23 protein-coding genes are annotated in these 23,586 nt (G+C 59.2%); 14 read left to right on the top strand and 9 right to left on the bottom strand.

Annotation, left to right across the window (positions count from 1 at the left end; genetic code table 11):
- Positions 1 to 14 precede the first annotated feature (14 nt).
- Positions 15 to 2,066 carry a glycosyl transferase gene (locus ACQY1L_RS12255; protein WP_430241006.1) on the bottom strand — a complete coding sequence of 684 codons (2,052 nt, stop codon included), beginning with the start codon at positions 2,064 to 2,066 and terminating at the stop codon, positions 15 to 17.
- Between the two features lie 830 nt (positions 2,067 to 2,896).
- Here ACQY1L_RS12255 and ACQY1L_RS12250 point away from each other — a divergent pair.
- On the top strand, positions 2,897 to 5,626 hold the full coding sequence (locus tag ACQY1L_RS12250) for a beta strand repeat-containing protein (protein WP_430241004.1): 2,730 nt from the start codon (positions 2,897 to 2,899) through the stop codon (positions 5,624 to 5,626).
- Positions 5,627 to 5,746: 120 nt separating this feature from the next.
- On the opposite strand, the gene glf is transcribed toward ACQY1L_RS12250, so the two are convergent.
- The 5 genes from glf to motA form a co-directional block, all read right to left on the bottom strand.
- Positions 5,747 to 6,898: a UDP-galactopyranose mutase gene (gene glf, locus ACQY1L_RS12245; RefSeq protein ID WP_430241003.1), complete on the bottom strand. Its 1,152-nt coding sequence runs from the start codon at positions 6,896 to 6,898 to the stop codon at positions 5,747 to 5,749.
- Between the two features lie 225 nt (positions 6,899 to 7,123).
- The gene (gene fliG, locus ACQY1L_RS12240) at positions 7,124 to 8,161 is read right to left on the bottom strand and encodes a flagellar motor switch protein FliG (RefSeq protein ID WP_062453820.1); all 1,038 of its coding nucleotides are present in this window, start codon (positions 8,159 to 8,161) and stop codon (positions 7,124 to 7,126) included.
- Between the two features lie 28 nt (positions 8,162 to 8,189).
- Positions 8,190 to 8,786 carry a flagellar motor switch protein FliN gene (gene fliN, locus ACQY1L_RS12235; protein ID WP_062453819.1) on the bottom strand — a complete coding sequence of 199 codons (597 nt, stop codon included), beginning with the start codon at positions 8,784 to 8,786 and terminating at the stop codon, positions 8,190 to 8,192.
- 55 nt (positions 8,787 to 8,841) lie between these two features.
- Positions 8,842 to 9,780: a FliM/FliN family flagellar motor switch protein gene (locus tag ACQY1L_RS12230; RefSeq protein ID WP_113166203.1), complete on the bottom strand. Its 939-nt coding sequence runs from the start codon at positions 9,778 to 9,780 to the stop codon at positions 8,842 to 8,844.
- 2 nt (positions 9,781 to 9,782) lie between these two features.
- On the bottom strand, positions 9,783 to 10,655 hold the full coding sequence (motA, locus tag ACQY1L_RS12225; RefSeq protein WP_062453817.1) for a flagellar motor stator protein MotA: 873 nt from the start codon (positions 10,653 to 10,655) through the stop codon (positions 9,783 to 9,785).
- A gap of 205 nt (positions 10,656 to 10,860) precedes the next feature.
- On the opposite strand from motA, the gene flgF reads away from it, so the two are divergent.
- From flgF to ACQY1L_RS12210, 3 genes are read left to right on the top strand one after another with little or no spacing between them, the layout of a single operon-like run.
- Positions 10,861 to 11,595: a flagellar basal-body rod protein FlgF gene (gene flgF / locus ACQY1L_RS12220; protein ID WP_062453816.1), complete on the top strand. Its 735-nt coding sequence runs from the start codon at positions 10,861 to 10,863 to the stop codon at positions 11,593 to 11,595.
- A gap of 18 nt (positions 11,596 to 11,613) precedes the next feature.
- A complete protein-coding gene (gene fliI, locus ACQY1L_RS12215; protein ID WP_430241002.1) occupies positions 11,614 to 13,005 on the top strand; it encodes a flagellar protein export ATPase FliI in 1,392 nt (463 codons plus the stop codon).
- Positions 13,006 to 13,018: 13 nt separating this feature from the next.
- On the top strand, positions 13,019 to 13,564 hold the full coding sequence (locus ACQY1L_RS12210) for a flagellar protein (protein WP_113109493.1): 546 nt from the start codon (positions 13,019 to 13,021) through the stop codon (positions 13,562 to 13,564).
- A 143-nt stretch (positions 13,565 to 13,707) separates the two neighbouring features.
- On the opposite strand, the gene ACQY1L_RS12205 is transcribed toward ACQY1L_RS12210, so the two are convergent.
- A complete protein-coding gene (locus ACQY1L_RS12205) occupies positions 13,708 to 14,673 on the bottom strand; it encodes a flagellin (protein WP_062579095.1) in 966 nt (321 codons plus the stop codon).
- A 297-nt stretch (positions 14,674 to 14,970) separates the two neighbouring features.
- Between ACQY1L_RS12205 and flgB the strand changes: the two genes are divergently transcribed.
- The 10 genes from flgB (at position 14,971) to fliP (ending at position 21,138) form a co-directional block, all read left to right on the top strand.
- Positions 14,971 to 15,360, top strand: a complete 390-nt coding sequence (gene flgB, locus ACQY1L_RS12200) for a flagellar basal body rod protein FlgB (protein WP_062453812.1) — start codon at positions 14,971 to 14,973, stop codon at positions 15,358 to 15,360.
- Positions 15,361 to 15,365: 5 nt separating this feature from the next.
- Complete coding sequence (flgC, locus tag ACQY1L_RS12195; RefSeq protein WP_062453811.1) at positions 15,366 to 15,779, top strand: flagellar basal body rod protein FlgC; 414 nt, start codon at positions 15,366 to 15,368, stop codon at positions 15,777 to 15,779.
- A gap of 2 nt (positions 15,780 to 15,781) precedes the next feature.
- The gene (locus ACQY1L_RS12190) at positions 15,782 to 16,120 is read left to right on the top strand and encodes a flagellar hook-basal body complex protein FliE (protein ID WP_062453810.1); all 339 of its coding nucleotides are present in this window, start codon (positions 15,782 to 15,784) and stop codon (positions 16,118 to 16,120) included.
- 17 nt (positions 16,121 to 16,137) lie between these two features.
- Positions 16,138 to 16,926 carry a flagellar basal-body rod protein FlgG gene (gene flgG / locus ACQY1L_RS12185; RefSeq protein WP_062453809.1) on the top strand — a complete coding sequence of 263 codons (789 nt, stop codon included), beginning with the start codon at positions 16,138 to 16,140 and terminating at the stop codon, positions 16,924 to 16,926.
- Positions 16,927 to 17,010: 84 nt separating this feature from the next.
- On the top strand, positions 17,011 to 17,463 hold the full coding sequence (gene flgA / locus ACQY1L_RS12180) for a flagellar basal body P-ring formation chaperone FlgA (RefSeq protein ID WP_244473995.1): 453 nt from the start codon (positions 17,011 to 17,013) through the stop codon (positions 17,461 to 17,463).
- A 17-nt stretch (positions 17,464 to 17,480) separates the two neighbouring features.
- A complete protein-coding gene (locus ACQY1L_RS12175) occupies positions 17,481 to 18,578 on the top strand; it encodes a flagellar basal body P-ring protein FlgI (protein WP_371816134.1) in 1,098 nt (365 codons plus the stop codon).
- Positions 18,575 to 19,132, top strand: a complete 558-nt coding sequence (locus ACQY1L_RS12170) for a MotE family protein (RefSeq protein WP_184654070.1) — start codon at positions 18,575 to 18,577, stop codon at positions 19,130 to 19,132. The genes ACQY1L_RS12175 and ACQY1L_RS12170 overlap by 4 nt, the downstream gene beginning before the upstream one ends.
- Positions 19,129 to 19,851 (top strand): flagellar basal body L-ring protein FlgH, encoded by a 723-nt coding sequence (gene flgH, locus ACQY1L_RS12165; protein WP_062453806.1) that lies wholly within the window; start codon positions 19,129 to 19,131, stop codon positions 19,849 to 19,851. The genes ACQY1L_RS12170 and flgH overlap by 4 nt, the downstream gene beginning before the upstream one ends.
- Before the next feature lie 46 nt (positions 19,852 to 19,897).
- Positions 19,898 to 20,404, top strand: a complete 507-nt coding sequence (locus tag ACQY1L_RS12160; protein ID WP_092661182.1) for a flagellar basal body-associated FliL family protein — start codon at positions 19,898 to 19,900, stop codon at positions 20,402 to 20,404.
- Entirely contained in the window at positions 20,401 to 21,138 is a 738-nt protein-coding gene (gene fliP / locus ACQY1L_RS12155; RefSeq protein ID WP_062453804.1) for a flagellar type III secretion system pore protein FliP, read from the top strand. The genes ACQY1L_RS12160 and fliP overlap by 4 nt, the downstream gene beginning before the upstream one ends.
- A 105-nt stretch (positions 21,139 to 21,243) precedes the next feature.
- Here fliP and ACQY1L_RS12150 read toward each other — a convergent pair whose 3' ends face one another.
- Both ACQY1L_RS12150 and ACQY1L_RS12145 read right to left on the bottom strand, forming a co-directional pair.
- Positions 21,244 to 22,122 carry a flagellin gene (locus ACQY1L_RS12150; RefSeq protein ID WP_092661184.1) on the bottom strand — a complete coding sequence of 293 codons (879 nt, stop codon included), beginning with the start codon at positions 22,120 to 22,122 and terminating at the stop codon, positions 21,244 to 21,246.
- Positions 22,123 to 22,401: 279 nt separating this feature from the next.
- Positions 22,402 to 23,280 (bottom strand): flagellin, encoded by an 879-nt coding sequence (locus ACQY1L_RS12145; protein ID WP_113109495.1) that lies wholly within the window; start codon positions 23,278 to 23,280, stop codon positions 22,402 to 22,404.
- Positions 23,281 to 23,586 lie beyond the last annotated feature (306 nt).

Genomic DNA, 23,586 nt, shown 5'->3' with positions numbered 1-23,586 from the left:
CGGGTCAGGACAGTTCAGCCCTTGTTTTGTTTCCAGAAACGGTCGTCGTAGGGAATCGGCGCATATTCGTTCTGATATGCCAGCTTGGATGTGTAGCGCTTCCGGTAGGCATCGGCAGTTTCGAACTCGATCCCCTCGAGAACGAGCTCCGCGCCGACTTCATAATAGATGTCGAGATTGCGAAGATCAGGCACCGGCGTCTCGCCACGCTCGGCCTCGCCCTGCATCTGCCAGTAGAGTTCTTCCAGCCGACGCGCGAGGCCGGGCATGTCCCGAAGCGCGCTCGTATCGCGCTTGTCCCAGAGCGATTTTCTGATCGCCCGCAGGCTCTCGCGGTCATGCGCAAATCCGATGGCGCGCGCGACATACTCCTCCGGTGTGGCGCAGATCATCTCCGGAATGCCGGCGGCGGCAACAATGCTGCCGCAGAACCGCGAGGCAAAGCCGTTGCCCGACACGGTGAGGATCGGAAGACCCATGGTGATGGCGTCCGATGCCGTCGAATGCGCGCCGTAGGGGAATGTATCGAGGAAGAGATCGGCACAGGCGATGCGGGCAAGGTGATTGGCGTTCGGCGCTTTCGGCGCGAAGATCAGCCGTTCTGCCGCGATGCCCTGCTTTTCTGCCAACTGACGCAGCCGCACATTGGCATCCTCGTCCCCCGCGAGCAGCCAGAGGACGCTGCCGGGCGTTGCAGACAGGATCTTCATCCAGCGATTGAAGCAGTCCGATGTGATCTTCTGCATGCCGTTGAAGCAGGCATAGACGAAGGCGCCGTCCGGCAGTCCGGCATCGATGCGGCTCGGCGTCGGGGCGATTACGCGCTTGCGGTCGATCGGCTGGTTGCAGGCGATCCGCAGCACCTTCTCGGTGTAGAAGATCTCGTTTTCCGGTGGCACGATGTGACCGTCGGCAATCATGTACTGGTGGAACGGGCTGCCGATCGATCCCGGATAGCCGCAGAAATTGACGATGACCGGTGCCGGACGGTAGGCGAAGATTTTCGCACGGGCCATTTTCGTATAGCCGTTGACGTCGATCAGGATATCGATCTCGTCGGCGCGGATCGTCTTCGCCGCTTCCGCATCGCCAAGTGCCGCAATATCGCGCCACTGGTCGGCGACCGCCTTGATGCGGTCCTGCGTCGCGTCATTGGTGCGGGCCTCGCCGCAATAGTAGGCGTAGATCTCGACGCTATCCTTGTCGTGCAACTCGAGCACTTCGCGCAATGCGAAACCGACGGCATGGTCGCGAAGGTCTGATGACAGGTAACCGATGCGCAGGCGCTGGCCGGTTCCGGTCTTCTTCTTAGGAGCCTTGCGCGGGAAGGCACTGAGGTCGAACGGCCCGCCGATAAGCTGCTTGCTGTAGCGATAGGCCTTGGCCAACTGGAACATCGGATCGTCCGAATAGCACGACAGCGTCAGCGGCGACATGGCATCGAGAAGCTGGCGCGGCGTCACATGCGGCGATGTCGTGGTCAGAACCGGCCATTTGCACTGGCGCTGGCGAATCGAACTCCAGTGCTGGCCGGCCTCCGTCTTGTTTGGCTGCAGTTCGATCGCCTGCCACAGGATGGATTCGGCATCATCCAGCCGACCTGCGTTTTCGAGCACGCGGCCAGTATGCTGCATGGCCATCAGGCGGTTGTTGATGCGGTCAGGAATGACTTCGTCGGTCAGATCGATATAGGTGCGCCATTTCTGGAGTGCCTGATTGATGAGGCCGGAATCTTCGAGCGTACGTCCCAGATTGATATGGGCCGGGCCGAAAAGCGGATCGAGCCTGTTGGCCGCCTGCAAGGCGAGAATGGCGCCGGCATTGTCGCCCTGCTGTCGCAGCGTCACGGAGTAGTTGAAATAGGCGACATGCAAAAGCGGGTGGGTTTCGTTGAAGGCGGTCCACACCTTGTAGACCTCGACGGCGCGCGCCTGCTGGCCGCTGGAATTGAGCGCTTCTGCAACCTGGAACAGATCGCCGAGCGAGAGTTGCTGGTTCTGCGCCTTCTCCAGAATACTGGCGAAGGGCGAAGCCTGGGCAGTTGCAGGTGCGATATTGGCGTTCATGACCATCCCGTTCCAAGGCAGCGATGCTGACGATTGACGCACTCCACGCGTCTTATCCTTGTAATTATCGGGGTTAGCTTGCGTCGGGCTTGTTATTGCGGTCGCGAAGCAGGGTGAGGGCAATCCAGACGTGCAGTGGCGCGCGCGACGATGTCGCGTACTACGTGATAAGATTATCCAGGACCTTTGCTCCAGAGGACGGTCGTCTTATGCAGCATGTCCATGTATGTCACATCGCTCAATTCGCCGACGAAATAGCTGAAGAATAAACGTGGTTGATGCAGTAGCCGTTAGTATTGGAGAAAGCGCCTGAGTTTTTTCGCAGCAGCGCCTGATATCTGTTCTTCAACCTTAAGAGCTGCGATCTCTCGGTTCATATGGGTAACCGTATTTGTAGTGGATGCATTTTTAATCAAAATAAGCCGTGGCCAAGTGACTTTGGTAATTCATGAATTTCGAATCTATCATGCCTGCCAACTGTTCTTGCTCGCAGCAGCGGAAAGCTCCAGGCATCGCTGGATTAACCCAACAATGTGTCGGACGGAGCGCCAACACTTTATGCCTGTGCCCTTGTTAAGCCTCATTTAAGAATTCTCGGCTAAATATTTTAGGGCGCGAAAACAGCGTTCAAGTTTTCGCACAAGTGAGCGTGGGAAATCCGAGCTATGTTCTGGCTCGAATTGCATGATGCCTTTCCGACGCCGAGGTTCACGTGAGCCATGTCCCCTTTTGTTTCGCTGTATTTGCGCAAGGTCGGATTGCCGCCAGGTGTGTGGGTGTCTGACGGCAGATAGGCGTGACCTCTCGTTAACGACATCAAGGACACGTCCATGACCACGATCATCTCTTCCCTATCCAATACGCAGATTTCCAAACTATCGACGACCACGATCGCGGGATTGACCTCGGAAGATGTCGATGCTTTGAGCAGTGCTCAAATCAAATCCCTCACCTCATCGCAGATTGCCGCCCTAACGACCGACGGCCTAGCTCGCTTCGATTCAGCGGATATGAGCGCCATTTCGGTAAAGTCACTTGCGGGCTTGAGCCTCGATCAGATCCAAATTCTCAGCTCTGCACAGCTCGATGGCTTCTCCACCGCCCAGGTGGCAGGTCTGTACAGCAGCCAGGTTGCTGAGCTCTCAACTGCGCAGATCGGGTCTCTTGATAGCACGCAGATCGTCGCAATCAGCAAGAGTGCGATCGCTGGCCTGGATGTTGCCAAGCTCAGCACCGACAATGTCGCAGTTCTCAGCTCCACGCAGGTTGCAGCGCTGTCAGCGACGCAATTCGGCGGTTTGTCTTCCGATCAGGTGACGGCGCTGACCAGCACGCAAGTCGCCGGTCTGAGCTCCGCTCAGGTAGGGACCCTGGACTCTGCAGAAATAGCATTGTTCTCCACCGACGAAATTGCGGCCATCAGTATCAAGGCTCTCGGTGGCCTCTCCGCTGACGCAATCGCCGGCCTCACCACCGGCAGCACCGAAGCCCTGAGCACGACACAGGTCGCAGGACTTTCTTCGACCCAGCTTGCCGCCCTGTCTTCGGGCCAGCTCGCGACCTTCTCGTCTGACGATATGGCTGCGATCAGCAAAAAGGCTCTTGCCGGGCTGGATGTTACCAAGCTCAGCACGGACAATATCGCAGCTCTCAGCTCGACTCAGATTGCTGCGCTGTCGGCCACGCAATTCGGCAGTCTGTCTTCCGATCAGTTGACGGTGCTGAGCACCACGCAGATCGCTGGTCTGAGCTCCGCCCAGGTAGGGACCTTGGACTCCACAGAAATTGCATTGTTCTCGACCGACGAAATTGCTGCCATCAGTGCCAAAGCTCTCGGTGGCCTCTCCGCTGACGCAATCGCCGGTCTCGGCACAGGCGGTGCGGAAGCCCTGACCACGACACAGGTTGCAGGACTTTCTTCGACCCAGCTTGCCGCCTTGTCCTCGAGCCAGCTCGCGACCTTCTCGTCCGACGATATGGCTGCGATCAGCAAAAAGGCAATCGGTGGCTTGGATCTTACTAAGCTCAGCACGGCAAATGTCGCGGCTCTGAGCTCGACGCAGGTTGCAGCGCTGTCAGCCACGCAGTTCGGCACTATGTCTTCCGATCAGGTGACAGCGCTGACCAGCACGCAGATCGCCGGTCTGAGCTCCGCTCAGGTAGGGACCTTGGACTCTGCAGAAATTGCATTGTTCTCCACCGACGAAATTGCTGCCATCAGCGCGAAGGCTCTTGCTGGCCTCGCCGCTGACGCAGTCGCCGGTCTCGGCACAGGCAGCGCGGAAGCCCTGACCACGACGCAGGTTGCAGGACTTTCTTCGACCCAGCTTGCCGCCCTGTCTTCGGGCCAGCTCGCGACCTTCTCGTCCGACGATATGGCTGCGATCAGCAAAAAGGCGATCGGTGGCTTGGATGTTACCAAGCTCAGCACGGACAATATTGCGGCTCTGAGCTCGACGCAGATTGCAGCACTGACATCCACCCAGTTCAGCGCTATGTCTTCCGATCAGGTGACGGCGCTGACCAGCACGCAGATCGCCGGTCTGAGCTCCGCTCAGATGGGAACTCTGGATTCGACTGAGATTGCACTGTTCTCGACTGACGAAATTGCTGCCATCAGCGCCAAGGCTCTTGCTGGCCTCTCCGCTGACGCAATCGCCGGTCTTGGCACAGGCGGCGCGGAAGCCCTCACCACGACACAGGTCGCAGGACTTTCGTCGACCCAGCTTGCCGCCTTGTCCTCGAGCCAGCTCGCGACCTTCTCGTCCGACGATATGGCTGCGATCAGCAAGAAGGCGATCGGTGGCTTGGATCTTACCAAGCTCAGCACGGCAAATGTCGCGGCTCTGAGCTCGACGCAGGTTGCAGCTCTGTCAGCCACGCAGTTCAGCGCTATGTCTTCCGATCAGGTGACAGCGCTGACCAGCACGCAGATCGCTGGTCTGAGCTCCGCCCAGGTAGGAACTCTGGACTCGACAGAAATTGCGCTGTTCTCCACCGACGAAATTGCGGCCATCAGCGCCAAGGCTCTTGCCGGCCTTTCCTCTGACGCAATCGCCGGTCTCACGACAGCCAACGCGGAAGCTCTGACCTCGACACAGGTTGCGGGACTTTCGTCGACCCAGCTTGCCGCCTTGTCCTCGGGCCAGCTCGCGACCTTCTCGACCACCGATATTGCTGCGATCAGCAAAAAGGCGATCGGTGGCTTGGATGTTACCAAGCTGAGCACGGACAATATTGCGGCTCTGAGCTCGACGCAGGTTGCAGCACTGACATCCACCCAGTTCAGCGCTATGTCTTCCGATCAGGTGACAGCGCTGACCAGCACGCAGATCGCTGGTCTGAGCTCCGCCCAGGTAGGGACGCTGGACGCCACAGAGCTCGGATTGTTCTCCACCGACGAGATCTCTGCTATTGGCCTGAAGGCGGTCGCCGGCTTCTCCACGGACGCACTCGCCGGTCTCGACAGCACCCACATGGCTGCATTGTCGTCATCGCAGCTTCAGGCACTGAACACTGCACAGGTTGAGGCCGTTATTGCAGCGTACAAAACCTACTGATTGCGACTAACGGGAAGACCACAGACTCTCTGGTCTTCCCGGCACTCTCTAAACGAAGTTGGGGCGCGGTTTATAACCGCGCCCCAACTGTTAGACACATGGTTGTCTCTGACGATCTCTCTACGGATCAACGAAAAACGCTCCGAGCGCGCCTTTCCCCTGCAGGGCATTGATATAAGCGTCCCCCGTGTCCAGGGCCTCGCGGATCGTCACGTCCATGTCGAGGTAGCGATAGGTCCCGAGCCTGCCGACGAATGTCACGTTCTGCTGCGTCCGGGCCAGCTCGACATAGCGCTCGAGCAAGGCCTTTTCGTCGGCCATGCGGATCGGATAGTAGGGGATGTCGCTTGGTCCGCAGGCGCGCGAATATTCCCGGTAGCAGATGCTCTTCTCATGGGTTTCCCAAGGCGAGAAATGCTTGTGCTCTGTAATCCGGGTATAGGGAATGTCGAGATCGCCGTAGTTCATCACGGCGCAGCCCTGGTAGTCGCCGTTGTAGCTGAATCGATCGAAATCCAGCGTCCGATAGCCTAGCCGACCCAGTTCGAAGTCGAAGTAACCGTCAAGCGGTCCCGAATAGAAGACATGGTCGAATGACGCGGCATCTGGCCGGGTGAAACGGGTCCCGAGCCTGACCTCGATGCGCTCGTGATTGAGAATGCGTTCGACCATTTCCGTATAGCCGTTCTCCGGCATGCCCTGAAAACGATGGAAAAAGTAGTTGTCGTCATAGTTGAAACGGACGGGCAGACGCTTCAAAATGCTGGCCGGCAGCTGGCTTGGCTCGCAGCCCCATTGCTTGACCGTGTAGCCCTTCAGGAACGCCTCATAGAGATCACGGCCGACGAATTTCAAAGCCTGCTCTTCGAACGTCTTCGGCTCACCGATGGACGTATCGGCCAGCGACGCGATGAACTCTCTTGCCTCGTCGGGTCGCAGCGTCTTGCCGAAGAACTGGTTGATCGTGTGCAGGTTGATCGGCAGCAGGAACACGCGCCCGCCACTGGTCGTCTTCACGCGGTTGACATAGGGCATGAAGGTCTGGAACCGGTTGACATAATCCCAGACCGGCTCATCGTCCGTATGAAAGATGTGCGGTCCGTAGACATGCACCATCACGCCCGTATCGCTGTCACGCTCGGTAAAACAGTTGCCGGCGATGTGGGCGCGCTCGTCGAGAACGACAGCGGAATGACCGGCCTCCGCAAGTTTCCTGGCGATGACGGCGCCCGACAATCCGGCTCCGACCAGCAATATGCGCTTATTCGACATCGATCTCTCCCAGTGGCATTCAGCATGTCGGCCCACGAAAGCGCGACATCTCCCCATACTCGTCCAGCTCGGCGAGCGCGAAAGCCTTAACCGATTCGCGGCGCTGCGAGCATAGTTTCCATCGTGTCCCGGCTATGCTTGACCGCATCCGAGATGGCGAAGGATAACAAAATGCCCGCACGAGGCGGGCATTTCGGTGTTGGATGCGTCCGGCAGCGGAGGCAATCAGGCCGCTTCGCTTGCCGGTGCTTCTTTTTCCTTGAGTTCGATCTGGCCGGAATTGGCAAGCCGGATCGCTTCCTGCGAGATCGCGCGGCGGGCAAGCGCCACTTCGCGCGGGTTGATCGTACCGCCGGCGGCAAGATCCGATTCGACCATGCGGCGCTGGCGTGGGCTGAGGCAGACGAGCACGGATTCGCGCATCGGTGCCGACGAACCTTTCAGCGCCATCGTCAGGATGTCGCCCGCGATATCGTTGAGCAGGATGACACGGCTGCGCTGCGGCATGACCATGAGATCTTCGAACAGGAAGATCTTCGGGCGAACCTTCTGGGCTGCTTCCTGGCTGACCTGTTCCAGTGATTCGAGCAGGGAATCGACCTGCGGCTTTTCGAGCTGGTTCATCAGGTCTGCAACCTTGACCGGGCCGGTCGAGTTCCGCTCGGCATCGATTTCGTTGACGAGATCGGCGATCCGCTTTTCGATGATCTGCACCGCCTGCGGATTGACGTTCTTCAGGTTCACCGCACGCTTCATGATGTCGGCACGCAGGCTTTCCGGCAGTTCGACCAGGATCTTCGCACCAAAGGCGGAAGGCAGCATCGAAAGGATGTAGGCGATCGTCTGCGGATGTTCGCGGCCGAGATACTTGCAGATGAACACCGGATCGGCGTCCTGAAGACGGTCCCAGAGACTGTCCTCGTAGGTCTGGAACGCGGTGCGTCTGCCGAGCAGGCCGTCGACCTCTTCCGGCGTCAGGCCTTCGTCGAGAATCTTTTCCATCGCCATGGCGTTGTCCATCAAACCTGTTCCCTCGGTGAACAGGTCTTCGAACTCGTTGACGAGAGTGGTCAGTTCGTCTGGCGGAATGGCGCGCAGGCTCTGCGCAGAAGCAATGATTGTCTGCAGTTCGGCTTGGGTAAAATACTTCAGCAGCTTACCTGCAACGCCCGTTCCCATTGCGAGCAGAACCGCAGCCGCTTTCTCTGCCTGAGAAAGCGGCTGGCCGGGCAGGTTGTCACTAAAGGTATCGAAGTCCATCATGGGCTTGTCCTAAAACGCTAAATTCATTTTAGCTCTTGGGAGCTCCTGACAATTCAGTGAGCTTTACGCCGAAGCGTGTATCGTCGTCTTCGAGAAGCGTGATTTCGCCGCGGGCGATCAGGCGACCGTTCACGGTGATATCGACCGGCTCGCCGATTTTCTTGTCGAGCGTGATCGTCGTGCCTTCCTTGAGGCTCATCAGACCCTTGACCGGCATGCGGCTTGAACCGAGCACGATCTGGACATCGATCGGAATGTCCAAGATGAGGTCATGATTGGCCTCGAGGCTTTCGCCGTGCGTGTCGGATCCGAAGCTCGGCATCGCACTTGCGCCACCACCAAAGCTGCTGGCTCCGAAGTCGGACTTGCCAAGGTCGCCACCACCAAAGTCGCTGCCGCCGAAATCGGTCGAGCCAAAGTCACTCGTTCCGAAATCCGTCGAACCGAAGCTGTCGCTGCCGAAATCTGAAGCCGGTGACGCGAACGGATCAGCCGACAGCAGCGTGCCGTCCTCGTCCGCCTTCAATGCGCCACGCAGGTCGTCGATCGCGTGTTCCAGATCCAGGCTGCTCGAGGCGATCGGATCTTCAGTCAGTTCGTTTTTGACGGTCGTTTTTCTAGCCATGATCTATTATCCACATCGAAACTTGTCTGAAGCTGCCGGGCGCGGAAGCGCCGCATCAATTATCGAGAATTTTTTTGAGTATATTGCCGTCTGGAGAGACGTTGGATTTTATCTTTACGGAATAGCTGTCGCCGGACCGGCCGAACTCGCAGCGGTAGATCAGTTTCCCGTTCGCATCCATATCGACCCCAATGTCGCCGATGTCTTCGAACGGTATGGTATCACCAGGCTTCAATCTGGCAATTGAGCCAAGCTTGAGCGGCGTGAGCTTGATGCGCGCGCAAAGATCGATCTGCGAGCGCAGCACGTGATCGGCAACGGCCTCGGCCGGCGCCGGAAGACTGTTTGCCAGTTGTCCGGAAGGACGGGTGATCGTCGTCTTCAGCAACACGCTTTGCGGAATGACGATCACGACCTCACCCGTCAGCGATCCAAGCTTGACCTGAAGCCGGACCGCGGCTGCGAAACAGTCGGGGATCTCCAGCGACTGCCGGGCGTAGTCGGTGATCGGATAGCATGGCGACAGCACCGGCTCGAACTCCCCCTTGGGGCCGAGGCCGAGGCGAAGCACGCCCGCGATCCGCGAAACGAGCAGCGATGCGATATCGCCCTCGATAGACGTCAACGTGCGCGTGTCATCAGAAGGCTGGTCGGTATCGCCGAGCAGCTGCGCGATCATGGCGATCGGCAGGCTGTTCCGGGTGGCGATCACGAAATGGGTACACCAGTTGCGCTGACTGGCGCTCACAAGCGTGTAACCCGCGCCAAGCCCCGCGATGACCTGAGAGCGCAGACCGGAGACGTGGCCGGCATATTCGACGCCGATGTCGAGCTGCATTTCCTCCTGGACGACATCGCCGAGAAGCTGGCATTGCAGGGCTGCAACATCGCTGCAGCAATGGGCAATCGTCTTCACGTCACCCAGGCTGCCTGTCAGCCGCGCAAGGACGATCGGGTCGATCGGCTTAGTGACTTCGCTCGACGGATTGTTCATCGTTAGGCCGCCTTGCTCTCACCACCGGGGTTCATCATCTCCTGCTCGACGGCGTCGATCGAAGGACGATCGCCGTTGCCGATGGTCTTGCGACCGTATTCGAGAGCGACCTGCGGTACGGAGCCGTTCATGTAGGCGATGAGCGTCTGCTTGACGATCGTGTAGAGGCGATGCTGCTTTGTGCGGACGACCTTGATCTGCGAGGTCAGCGGATTACAAACGCAGTAGGAGAGAATGATACCGAGCATGGTGCCGACCAGTGCGGCGCCGATCAGTCCGCCCAGGACCTCAGGCGACTCGTTGATCTTGCCCATGGCCTTGATGACACCGAGAACGGCGGCGACGATACCGATGGCCGGGAACGAGTCACCCATTGCGGTAATCGCATGATAGGGCTTGAGCTTGTCGGACAGCATCGTCTCCAGCTCTTCGTCCATCAGCGCTTCGATCTCGTGGCTGCGGGCGTTGCCGATGATGATCAGGCGAACATAGTCGCAGATGAACACGGTCAGCTGCTTGTTTTTCAGAACCGTCGGAGCCGTCTGGAAGATCGACGATTCCTGCGGATTGTCGATATGCGCTTCGATCTCGTTGCGCGGCTTGGTTCTGAGGTCGCGCATCAGTGCGTAGAGAACGCCGAGGATGTCGAGATATTCGCGCTCCTTGGGAACCGCGAACTTGAAGGCTTCACCCAGTGCCTTGCCGCTGTCTTTCACGACCTTGATCGGGTTGGCCATGATAAAGCCGCCCAGGCCTGCGCCGCCGATGATCACCAGCTCGAAAGGCTGGAACAGAACATTGAGATGGCCGCCCATGGCCATGAAGCCACCAAGCACGCAGCCAATAGTGATTATGAAACCCACAATGATCATCATTTTGATGTGTATCCGCCGTCATTAATGCAGCGGAACATCTAGGCGGGTAGCCTTGCGTGAAGCTGGCTATCGCGGCCTCTCCGCCGTTTCGCACTTTCGATCAGCTTCACACAAGCAACCCCTGTTTGAATGCGCACGAAGGCCGGTTCAGGCCGCTCGGCGATTCCTCGATGGTAGGAGCCGCTTCATCTCAGGAGATCCATCGATGCAATCTGGTATTTATGTTGGCCTGTCGGCCCAAATGGCGCTTGAGCGGCGGTTGACGACCGTCGCGGACAACATGGCCAACATGAACACCGTCGGCTTCCGGGCGACCGAAGTAAAGTTCGACCAGATGCTCGCCAAGATCGATAACAACATCTCCGCGTCGGTTTCCTTCGTGTCGCAGGGCAACGACTACCTCTCCACGAGATCGGGAGAACTGCAGCAGACCGGCAACCCTCTCGACTTTGCGGTCAAGGGTGACGCATGGATGGCGATCGATACGCCGGCGGGCCAGGTCTTGACCCGTGACGGACGCTTCACCATGGCAGACACGGGCGAACTCCAGTCGATCCGCGGCTATCCGGTTCTCGATGCCGGCGGTGGCGCCATCCAGCTCGACCGCAACGGCGGCCCGCCCTCGGTCGGCACCGATGGTCGCATCATGCAGGACGGCAGGATTGTCGCTTCGCTCGGCCTCTTCCAGGCCGATCTTTCCAAGGGCTATCTGCGCTATGAAAACAGCGGCGTCCTGCCGTCGTCACCGGCACAGCCGGTCGTCGACAACAGCGACGTCGGCGTCATGCAGGGCTTTATCGAGCAGTCGAACGTCAACGGCATCGGCCAGATGACCGAGCTGATTTCGATCAGCCGCAATTTTGAAAGCATTTCCTCGCTTCTCAGCTCCACAGATAGCAGCTTCACCGAGGCCATCAAGACCTTGGGCGGTAGCCAGTAAGCCGGAAAACGATCCCTCATGACCGCAAGTCAGACAGTTCACGGCCCGGCAAACAAGCTCGATCTCTTGGCAGCCCTCGTTGGGCGCCACACCGGGCCGGCCTTTGCGTTTGCACCGGGCGGCGTGGTCACCGCAATTTCCGCGACCTATTACACCGTCAGCGGCCTTTCGAAACATGTCAGGCTGGGCGACTTCGTCGAGCATTGCAGCAGTGTTGGTACGCATCTCGGCCAGGTGATCAAGGTCGAGTCCGACCAGGTTCATATTTGCCCGATCGAGCCGGGCGAGCCAATCGGCATTCATGACAGCGTTCTGCGCATCGGGGAGTTCAAGGTCTCCCCGCATGACAGCTGGTGCGGTCGCGCCATCGATGCGCTGTGCCGGCCGATCGACGACCGCGGTCCGCTTGTGCAGGGCGACGTGGCGCGCTCGATCATGAGCACCGCGCCGCCATCCATGTCGCGACGCCGTGTCGAGGAAGGTTTCCGCACCGGCGTGAAGGCGATCGATATCTTCACACCGCTGTGTTTCGGCCAGCGTCTCGGCATTTTCGCAGGCTCCGGCGTCGGCAAGTCGACGCTCCTGTCCATGATGGCCGGCGCCGATGCGTTCGACCGCGTCGTGATTGCCCTTGTCGGTGAACGCGGCCGCGAGGTGCGCGAGTTCATCGAAGACACGATGGGCGAGAATATGAAGAAATCCATCGCCGTGGTCGCCACGAGCGATGAAAGCCCGATGCTGCGCAAGATGGCGCCGCTGATTGCCATGACCATCGCCGAGCACTTTCGCGACAAGGGCGAAAACGTGCTGTTCATCGCAGACAGCGTGACGCGCTTTGCGCATGCCGTGCGTGAAGTCGCGATCGCCGGCGGCGAACTGCCGATTTCGCGCGGCTATCCGGCTTCGGTGTTTACCGAACTGCCCAAACTGCTGGAACGGGCAGGGCCGGGCCTCGAAGACAGCGGCACGATCACCGCCATCATTTCCGTCCTCGTCGACGGCGATAACCACAACGATCCGGTCTCCGACTCCGCCCGCGGCATTCTCGACGGGCACATTGTGCTGGAGCGCGGTCTCGCCGACGAAGGTCGCTACCCGCCGATCAATCCCCTGTCGTCGATCTCGCGTCTCGCCCGAAAGGCCTGGACGCCCGACCAGGAGAAACTGGTCATGCGGTTGAAAACACTGATGCATCGCTTCGAGGAAACCCGCGATCTGCGCTTGATCGGCGGCTACCGGCAAGGGACCGATGCCGATCTCGACATGGCGGTGAGGCAGGTGCCCGCGATCTATGAAGTGCTGAAGCAGACGCCCGGCGACAAGCGCGTTGCCGATGCCTACGCGGAGCTGGCCATCGCGCTGCGCAATGTCGCGGCCCAGGGCCAGATGCCGGCTCTCAAGAGGGGTTGATGAGGGATTGGGGATGAAATTCACGCAACGGCAGAAACTGGCAAAACGCTTCAAGAAGAAGTCGGACGAAAAGACCACGGCGGCAGACATCACGCTGAAGGGCGGCACGTTGTTGCTCGCCGTCGCCGCCGCCATGTTCCCGTGGTACGTCTTCCTCAACGAAGATAAGTTCGGCGTCAACGTTTCGGGTTGGGAGCAACTGCGCGACCTGCGCAGCTTCCGTCAGCGCGACGTGGTCGAAGTGCCGCCGATGTCGGTGGCCCGCAGACCGCCCGAGGACCCGGCCGACCTGCTTGTAACGGCAACAGTTCCCAAGGCGGGCGCGGCCGATGCGAAGGGCGAGGACACGGGCACTCAGCAGCCGTTCCCGGGACGCTCCAGCTTCCGTCTTCTTCACGTGGCCAACGGACGCGCGATGATTGAGGACGATCGGGGAATGTACATTGTTCAGACGGGTTCGGTCCTGCCGGACAACAGCCGTCTGGCCGCGCTTACCCAGAAGAACGGCAAATGGGTGATCGTCACCTCCACCGGAGAAATGTACGAGAGCGCCCAGTAAGCAACTGGCAGCACAGCAAAAAGCTTCGGCACGTCCGTACGCTGCCCATCAAAGCTGTATCCAGCTTCGATGGGGTCAGTTCACCGGCGTCCGAGGCTTTTTATTGCGATAATTTCAGAGCCGTGGCGCTGAAGAGGGCCGCCCTACCTAAAGAGGGTCGCGAGGCTCTGCAGATGGGTATTGGCCATGCCGAGGATCTGGGACGAAAGCTCCTGCTGGGCCTGATAGGCGCTGACCTTGGTCGACTCCGCCTCCATGTCCGCATCGATGAGGTGCGAGATGCTCTTGTCAAACACGTCCGCCAGGCTCGAAACGAAGCTCGACTGGGTATCGATCCGGTTCGACATCGTCCCAAGCGTTGAACCGAGCGTCGTCAGCTTCTGCTGAATGTAGTTCATGACGTTGATCATGTCGTCGATGTCTTCGGACGTCGTCTCGTCGGTCAGTTCGATCGGGGAACCATCCGTGGCGATCTCCGACCCTGCGTCCAGCAGATAATACTGTTTGCCCGAGCCGGTTCCGTTCGAGGCAAGAGTACTCGGATCGATCGAGCTCGTAAGAAGCCCGCGGTTTGCATCGCCGGTATCGATCAGCGTGGAATTTGTTGCATCGAATGTCGCGTAGGACAGCGATACTGAACCCGACACACTGCGCTGGAAATAGGCCGGAACGGTCTTCGCGCCAGCGTCGGCCTCCGACGAGTTGTAAAGCCAGTTGTCACTCCCGAACGATGCGGATTTGATCAGTGACGAGAGGCTGGCCTTGAGATCGCTGATTGTGGCGTTGACGGCGCTCTGGTCGACACCGTCTTCCTTGGCGGTGGTCAGGTTGGCCACGATCTGGTCGGCAATATCGATCGACGATTCGACAGCGGAATAGGCGGCATCGACCTTTGCGGCGCCAAGACCGAGCGCATCGTTCACGCTGCTCAGAATTTTCGTGTCCGACGTCATCGAATTTGCGACCGACCAGTAGCTCGCATTATCCGCCGGGGAATTGATCTTGTAGCCGCTGGAGGTACGCTTCTGTGCCTCTTCCAGCGAATCACTGGTGAACAGCAGAGTCTGCAACGCACTCTGGATATAGCTGACGGAGATAGCGTCGGACATCAGGCATGATCCTTGAAAACTAAGGGATTTTGCCAAAACATCTGGCTGCGATCGAATGGCTTCATGCCCGCCTGGTCGAAGACGCAGGCCCATCGCTTTTGTAGCAATTTGTAAGCTTATGTTTAACAGAAAGTTAATTAGGCCTCAACGGTCGACCGGCAAAACCTCGTGCAACGGGTCCGCACCCACGCAGGATTCATCTTGGATGCCGGGCTCGCCGCGGGTCTGCGGGCATCAGCACAAGTCCCACGCAAGTTTCTAATCTTACTCCTTTGTCGAGAAGACGGAGAAGACGTGATGCAACAGATCCAATTGTTTGAGCTTGCCTCCAGGCAGGCGGAGTGGCTGTCGATCCGGCAACAAGTCGTCAGCACCAACATCGCCAACGCGAATACACCGCAATACCGGGCACAGGACGTGACGCCGTTCCAATCGGTACTCGACGCCTCGAACATCCCGATGGCGCGCACCAATTCGGCCCATTTCGCCAGCGTCGGCCTCGGCTCGGACAATGTCGACGTCAGGGACGAAGATCTCAACAACGAGATCGGCAATCAGGAGTCGGGCAACACGGTTGCTGTTGCCAGCGAACTCTCCAAGAGCGGGGAGATCAAGCGCCAGTACGAGCTGAATACGCAGCTGGTGAAGGCGTTCCACAACATGATGTTGACCGCAGTCGGCAAGTGAGCCCAATGGATCCTTTATCAGCAGCCCTCAAGATTTCTGGCAGCGGCATGGAAGCGGAAGCGACCAGGCTCCGCATCGTGTCGGAAAACATCGCCAACGCCCGCACCACCGGCGATACGCCGGGTGCCGATCCCTATCGCCGCAAGACGGTGACGTTCGGCGCCGAACTCGACCGGGCAACAGGGGTCAGGACCGTCGGCGTCCAGAAGATCGGTGTCGACAAGGGTGACTTCGTTGAAGAACTCGACCCCAGCAATCCGGCAGCGGACGCAAACGGCGTCGTCAAGATGCCGAACGTCAACATGCTGATCGAAATGGCAGACCTGCGTGAAGCAAACCGCAGCTACGAGGCAAATCTCCAGAGCATTCGCCAGTCCCGCGATCTGATCTCGGCGACCATCGATCTCTTGAAAGGTTAAAGATGATCAATCCTATTGAGGGCCTCGGCCTGTTCACAAAGCAGACCGACGGCGTCTCCGGCGACAATACGGCAGCAAATGTTCTCGGCACCGCGGTCAACGCGGCAACGACGGCCGTTGCAGGACCGGGCTTCGGTGATGTCCTGGGCAGCATGGCAACAGACGCGATCAACGCCGTCAAGGGCGGTGAAACTGCATCGTTTGCCGGCATCCAGGGTAAGGCGAACACGCGTGAAGTGGTCGATGCCGTTCTCCAGGCCGAACAGGCGCTGAAGACGGCAACGGCGTTCCGCGACAAGATCGTGTCCGCCTACCTCGACATCACCAAGATGCAGATCTAGAGACTGGAGCAGAGACCATGAGAGCACTAGCAATTGCCGCTACCGGCATGGATGCGCAGCAGACCAATCTCGAAGTCATCGCAAACAACATCGCCAACATCAACACGACCGGCTTCAAGCGGTCGCGTGCCGAGTTTACCGACCTTCTCTATCAGACCGAGCGCGCTTCGGGCGTCGCCAACCGCGCCGATCAGTCCGCTGTGCCGGAAGGTGCCAATATCGGTCTCGGTGTTCAGACGCAGTCCGTCCGCAAGCTCCACATCCAGGGCGAAATCACCCAGACGAGCAACGATCTCGACATGGCGATCGTCGGGCGTGGTTGGTTCATGGTCGAAGGCACCAACGGTGAGACCCTATACACCCGCGCCGGGTCCTTCAACAAGGATGCCAACGGAAGACTGGTGACTGCCGACGGTTACGGTGTCATCCCGCAAATCACCATTCCGACTGACGCGACGTCGGTCAGCGTCAGCGAAGACGGGATCGTCAATGCGACGATCGGGACATCGACGACCCCGACGGAACTCGGCCAGATCACTCTGACCAACTTCGTCAACGATGCCGGTCTGAAGCCTTTGGGCGACAACCTGTTTTCTGAAACGGCGGCATCCGGGCAGCCGGTGGTCGCCAACCCGCAGGAGACTGGCTTCGGCTACCTCAAGCAGGGCTATCTCGAGAACTCCAACGTCGATTCAGTCAAGGAGATCACCGATCTGATCTCCGCTCAGCGTGCGTATGAAATGAACTCGAAGGTGATCACCACCGCCGACGAGATGGCGCAGATCGTCAGCCAGAACCTCAAGTAGCGGAAGATAGAAGGCGGACCGAGCATGATGCTTTGGCAAGAGAACGTCCGGAAAACCGGTCGGGCAAGCAGCTGGAAAACCGGAATGAAGACCTGGCTGGCCGGGGCGCTTTTGAGCGCGCTCATCCTGCCGGGGGCGGCATTCGCGGAGCCGCGCAATGCCGTCGTGCCCAGCACCACGATCTATCCGGGCGATACGATCGGCGAGGCGTTCGTCAGCGAGGTGGCCGTCACCAATCCGAATATCGCGCCGGGCTATGCCAGTTCGCTGGATCAGGTGGTCGGCAAGGTCACGCGCAAGACGCTGCTTGCCGGCCGCACCATTCCTTTGAACGTTCTCCGCGATCCTTTCACGGTCAAGCGCGGCACAAGTGTCAGGCTTACCTTCTCGTCGCAGCGCATGGTCATCGCTGCCCGCGGCGCGCCCATGGACGATGCGATGACAGGCGAGGTCATCAAGGTCAGGAACCTCGATACGGGCGTCATGGTCAACGGCACGGTGATGGCGGACGGCAGCGTCGAGGTGGTTCAGAAATGAGTATGGTCCGGAAACTGATGATTGCGGCGATCGCGGTCATCACGATGCTGCCCGTCACCGATGCCACGGCCACGTCGTCCCGCATCAAGGATATCGCTTCGCTGCAGTCCGGTCGCGAGAACCAGTTGATCGGCTATGGCCTGGTCGTGGGTCTGCAGGGAACCGGCGACAGCCTGCGTTCGTCTCCGTTCACCGATCAGTCGCTGCGCGCCATGCTGCAGAACCTCGGCATCTCGACGCAGGGCGGTCAGTCCAGCGCCAAGAACATTGCTGCGGTCATGGTCACCGCCAATCTTCCCTCGTTTGCAAGCCCCGGCAGCCGCATCGACGTCAATGTCAGCTCGCTCGGCGACGCCACCTCGTTGCGGGGCGGCACGCTGATCATGACATCGCTCACCGGTGCCGACGGACAGATCTATGCCGTCGCGCAAGGATCGGTGATCGTCTCCGGCTTCAACGCACAGGGTGCTGCTGCGACACTGACCGAAGGCGTCACCACAGCCGGTCGTGTGCCGTCGGGAGCGATCATCGAGCGCGAGCTTCCGTCCAAGTTCAAGGATTCGGTCAATCTGGTGCTGCAGCTTCGCAACCCGGATTTCTCGACATCGGTTCGTATCGCCGATGTCGTCAACGCCTATGCCCGCCGCACCTTCGGCGATCCGATCGCCGAAGCGCGCGACAGCCAGGAAGTGGTTGTCCAGAAACCGCGCTCAGCCGACCTGACCCGCCTGATGGGCGACATCGAAAATCTCGTGGTCCAGACCGACGCCCCCGCACGCGTGGTGATCAACGAGCGCACCGGTACGATCGTCATCGGCGCCGATGTCCGGGTCGCCCGGGTTGCGGTCAGCTACGGCACGTTGACTGTTCAGGTCACGGAGACGCCGCAGGTCATCCAGCCCGAACCGTTCTCTAGGGGAGAAACGGCGGTGCAGCCGCAGACCGATATCATGGCCGAAAAGACCGGCGGACCGATTGCCGTCATCGACGGACCTGATCTGAAGACGCTGGTCGCCGGCCTGAACAATATCGGCGTCAAGCCGGACGGCATCATCTCGATCCTCCAGGCGATAAAGTCTGCCGGAGCCCTGCAAGCGGAGCTCGTTCTGCAATGACCGACACAGTTTCAGGCAGGTTCCCGGTTCTCGGCACTCGCAGCTCGGTCTATCTGATCGCCGCCGCTCTCTCGCTCTGCCTCCTACCGGGCGCCCGCGCGCAGCAGCAGCCGCAACTTCTTGGCGCCGCACAGGAAGCCGGTGGCAGCCAGCAGGAAGTCCAGCAGTTCTGCGGCAACATCGTCGATTCGGCCCGCGACCAGCGTTATCTCCTGCAGAAGCAGGAACTGGAAAAGCTGCAGGGCGACATCAACACGCGCATCACCGAGCTCGAAAATCGGCGCGCCGAATATCAGGACTGGCTGAAGAAACGCAACGCGTTCCTGGCCAGCGCCAAGGCCAGTCTGGTCGAAATCTACAAGACGGCAAAGGCTGACGAAGTCGCGCCGCAGTTCGACCAGATGAACATCAACATTGCAGCCGCCATCATCATGCAGCTGCCACCGCGGCAATCGGGACTGATCCTTGCCGAAATGGACGCCCAGAAGGCTGCCATGGTCGCAATGATCATGGCGAGCGCCGCAGACCCCAATACCTCCAAGGACCCGTCATGAAAAAGCAACTCACGGCTCTTCTTGCGATGACATCGCTGATCGCCGGATGTCAGAACGGGCAGATGACGACCATCAAGGAAATCGGCAATGCGCCGGCCATGAGCCCGATCGGCAGCGGCCTGCAATATGGCCAGACGCAGCAGATGTCGATGTATCCGAAGCAGCCGCGCCACATGGCGAGCGGCTTCTCGCTGTGGAGCGACAGCCAGGGCGCCCTGTTCAAGGATGCCCGCGCGCTGAACGTGGGCGACATCCTGACGGTCAATATCTCGATGAACGACAAGGCGAGCTTTGACAACGAGACGGATCGCAGCCGCAAGAATTCCAAGACCACCAACTGGCAGGCCGCCGCGGAAATCCTTGGCTGGAAGCCGGAGGCAGATTCGACGGCGGGCTTTGATTCCGACAGCCAGTCGAACGGCAAGGGCTCCATCAGCCGCGCCGAGAAGCTGACGCTTCTCGTGGCCGCGGTCGTCACCGGCGTTCTCGAAAACGGAAATCTCATCATCAGCGGCTCGCAGGAAGTGCGCGTCAACCATGAGATCCGCATCCTCAACGTTGCCGGCATCGTGCGCCCTCAGGACGTGAATGCCGAGAACACGATATCCTATGAGAAGATCGCCGAAGCCCGCATTTCCTACGGTGGCCGCGGTCGCCTGATGGAAGTCCAGCAGCCGCCGGTCGGCCAGCAGATCAGCGACATCTTCTCGCCGATCTGACCGGGCGCAATTCGATGTCCCTCACTACTAGCGGAGTTTAGCCACCATGACCGACGCCAGCCTCACGGCGGATCAACCAGCGAAGAAAAAGTCTTCCCTGGTGATGACTGCGGCGGCCGTACTGGGACTGACGGTCGTCGGCGTGGGCGGAGGCTGGGTTGTCGGCAAGATGATCGTCCCGTCGCCGGTCGTGGAGGAGGCACCTGCCGCCGGTCACGGCGCAGCCGCGGCTCCTGCTGGGGGAGGGGAGCACGGCGCCGCTGCCGGTGCGAGCCACGTCCGGCCGCTGGAGCCGATCATTGCCAACCTCGCCTATCCTTCGGACAGCATGGTCCGCCTCGAGGTTTCGTTAATATTCGGTGAAAACATCGATGAAGCGGTGGCGGCTTCCATTCAGGAAGATATACTCGCCTATATGCGGACCTTGTCGCTGCAGCAAATTCAGGGGCCACGCGGCTTCGGTTATCTCCGAGATGACCTGAAGGAACGCGCCAAGCTGAGGTCTCAGGGCAAGGTTGCTGATCTGGTGTTCAGGACTTTCATCATCGAATGATTCGTTTTTTAGCCGTTCTTGCTCTCTTCGCTGCGTTACCCGACGCGGCGAATGCGCAACAGTCTGCCCTGGACATGCTGAACCTGCCGGTCGACGGCTCGGTTTCCGCCTGGATCATCCGCACCTTCGGCCTGCTGACGGTTCTATCCATCGCGCCCGGCATCCTGATCATGGTGACGAGCTTCCCGCGCTTCATCATCGCCTTCTCGATCTTGCGGTCCGGCATGGGCCTGTCGACCACACCGTCCAACATGATCCTGACCAGCATGGCGTTGTTCATGACCTTCTACGTCATGGCGCCGACGATGGACCGTGCCTGGCAGGATGGCGCACAGCCGCTTTTGCAGAACCAGATCAACGAGGCCGAAGCGATACAGCGGATCGCCCAGCCGTTCCGCGAATTCATGATTGCCAACGTCCGCGACAAGGATGTGGCGCTGTTCGTCGACATCGCCCGGGAACGCGGCCAGACGGTCACGCTCGGCGCGCAGACGGACTACCGCGTGCTGATCCCGGCATTCATGCTGTCGGAAATCCGCCGCGGCTTCGAAATCGGCTTTCTCATCGTCCTGCCATTCCTCGTCATCGACATGATCGTTGCCAGCATCACGATGGCGATGGGCATGATGATGCTGCCGCCAACCTCGATCTCGCTGCCGTTCAAGATCCTTTTCTTCGTCCTTATCGACGGCTGGAACCTTCTCGTCGGCTCGCTGGTGAGATCGTTCTCGTAAGGCACGGCGCCTTCTTCAAGGCGAAGTTTTATTCCCGGACAACGTGACGAAAAAAGGCCGCGCATTGAGCGCGGCCTTTCTTTCGTATGTTGGACCAAACGCGTCTTACTGGAAGAGCGTGAGGATGTTTTCCGAGCTGGAATTCGCGATCGACAGCGACTGGACAGCGAGCTGCTGCTGCGTCTGCAGGGCAGACAGCTTGGCAGACTCTTCTTCCATGTCAGCGTCTACGAGACGGCTGATGCCCTCATCGATGGCGTCCGAAAGCTGGTTGGAATAGTCCGTCTGGAGATCGATACGGGTAGTCAGAGCACCGAGAGCGGCGCCGCCGATGGTCATGCTCGCAAGAGCAGTTTCCACAGTGTCGAGCATCGCTGCGATGTCGGTTTCGTCAGTGATCGTGGCGAGATCGATGTCCATGGTGTCGTTGAGGACGCCGCCGGTGCCGACGCCGCCTGACACGTCATCGAACAGAGCATAGGTCGGGATGTCGTAGGAGGCGGACGTGACCTTGACTGTACCGTCATCGCTGCGGATGAAGCCGTCTACGACCGTACCGCCGTCTGTCTGGTCGCCAGTGACCATCCAGTTCTCGCCGCTGAAGGAAGCGCCCTGCGCGATCGACGACAGCTGTTCCTGCAGCTTGTCGATTTCGAGCTGGATCTGTTCCTTGTCGGTCGAGGTTTCCGTTGCCGTAACCAGCTTGGCCTTGATCTCGTTGACGACGTCGATGGCGCTTTCCATCGCGGCATAGGCCGTGTCGACCTTCGCAGCGCCAACGCCAAGCGCGTCGGTAGCGGAGTTGAGGGCCTTCTGGTCGGAATTCATTGTGGTGGAGATCGACCAGTAAGCAACGTTGTCCGATGCTTTGCTGACCTTGTAGCCGGAAGAAACGCGGTCCTGAGTGTCTTCCAGGCCCTTGTTGATGTTGCTGAGCGTCTGAAGTGCAGAATTCGCTGCAGTGTTGGTAAGGATACTCGTCATGTTACTAAACCCCTAGGCAAAACAAAAAGGAGGGGACATTCCGGAAGCACCGGAAAGCGGCCTGAGTGCATCATGCCAGTCGGAAAATACTCACTCATTCCGGCCCGCCGCTTAGATGAGCTTAGATAACAGCATTAACGTTAATGAAGTCCGAAGGCTGACGATCTTTGACGAGAAAAAATATCTTTCTTTACCATGATCCGATCGAAGGTACGGAAAAAGCCCCGGGGATGACCCGGGGCTTTTCTTGAACAAACCAGAAGGTAAAGGTTGGTCTTCTTACTGGAACAGCGAGAGCACGTTCTGCGAAGAGGAGTTGGCAATCGACAGCGACTGGATGGCGAGCTGCTGCTGGGTCTGCAGGGCAGACAGCTTGGCAGATTCTTCTTCCATGTCGGCGTCGACCAAGCGGCTTACGCCTTCTTCGATCGCGTCAGACAGCTGGCCGGAATAGTCCGACTGCAGGTCGATACGGGTGGTCAGAGCACCAAGTGCGCCGCCAGCGATCGTCATGCTGGAAAGAGCCGTTTCAACAGTTGAGAGGTAGGTTGCGATGTCCGTGTCGCTCGTCGAGTCCGTGAGATCGGCAGTCGCCATCAGATCGCCGAGGATACCGCCGCTGCCGACGCCGGCTGTGACCGAGTCAAACAGTGCGTTGGTTTCGATGTCGTAGGTTGCCGTCGTGACCTTGACAGCGCCGTCTGCGTCGCGAACGAAGCCGTCGACAACGCTGGCAGAGTCCTGGTCGCCCTTGACGATCCAGTTTTCACCGCTGAACGAAGCGCCTTCGGCGATCGAGGACAGCTGTTCTTTCAGCTTGCCGACTTCGAGCTGGATCTGAGCCTTGTCGGTCGAGCTTTCCGAAGCGGTAACAAGCTTCGCCTTGATTTCGTTGACGACGTCGATGGCGCTTTCCATGGCGGCATAGGCGGTATCAACCTTGGCAGCGCCAACGCCCAGAGCGTCGGAAGCAGCGTTGAGGGCGCCCTTGTCGGAATTCATCGTGGTCGAGATCGACCAGTAGGCAACGTTGTCCGAAGCCTTGCTCACCTTGTAGCCGGTCGAAACGCTGTTCTGCGTCTGCTCCAGGCTCTTGTTGATGGTGCTCAGTGTCTGAAGAGCGGACGAAGCAGAAGAATTGAAGTTGATGCTAGTCATGGATTGTCCCCTTGGACTCTATACAAAAAAGGAGGACATACCGGGTTCGGTAGTGTCACCGGCAAATGACGGTCCGGCTTCATGCCTCTTGTTCCTTACCGGATCCAAGCCCGTCATCTAGGCTGCAATTTCGCAGCCATTCCTTGCCAAGGTCTTAAATCTGGCGGCATTGCTAAAACAGCTTCCAGCGTGGTTAATGACTTCAAAACAACAGCAAAATCACGCCGTTGCAGGTATGTTCGCCAGGCTGTCCGAAGGTGGAACGCGCAGCGGCGTTGGAGCCGCGATTCAGCTCCGGTGAAACGA

The sequence above is a fragment of the Neorhizobium sp. DAR64862/K0K3 genome (genome assembly GCF_050500185.1).
GTDB lineage: Bacteria > Pseudomonadota > Alphaproteobacteria > Rhizobiales > Rhizobiaceae > Neorhizobium > Neorhizobium soli.
This window is presented reverse-complemented; position numbering and strand designations above follow the sequence as displayed.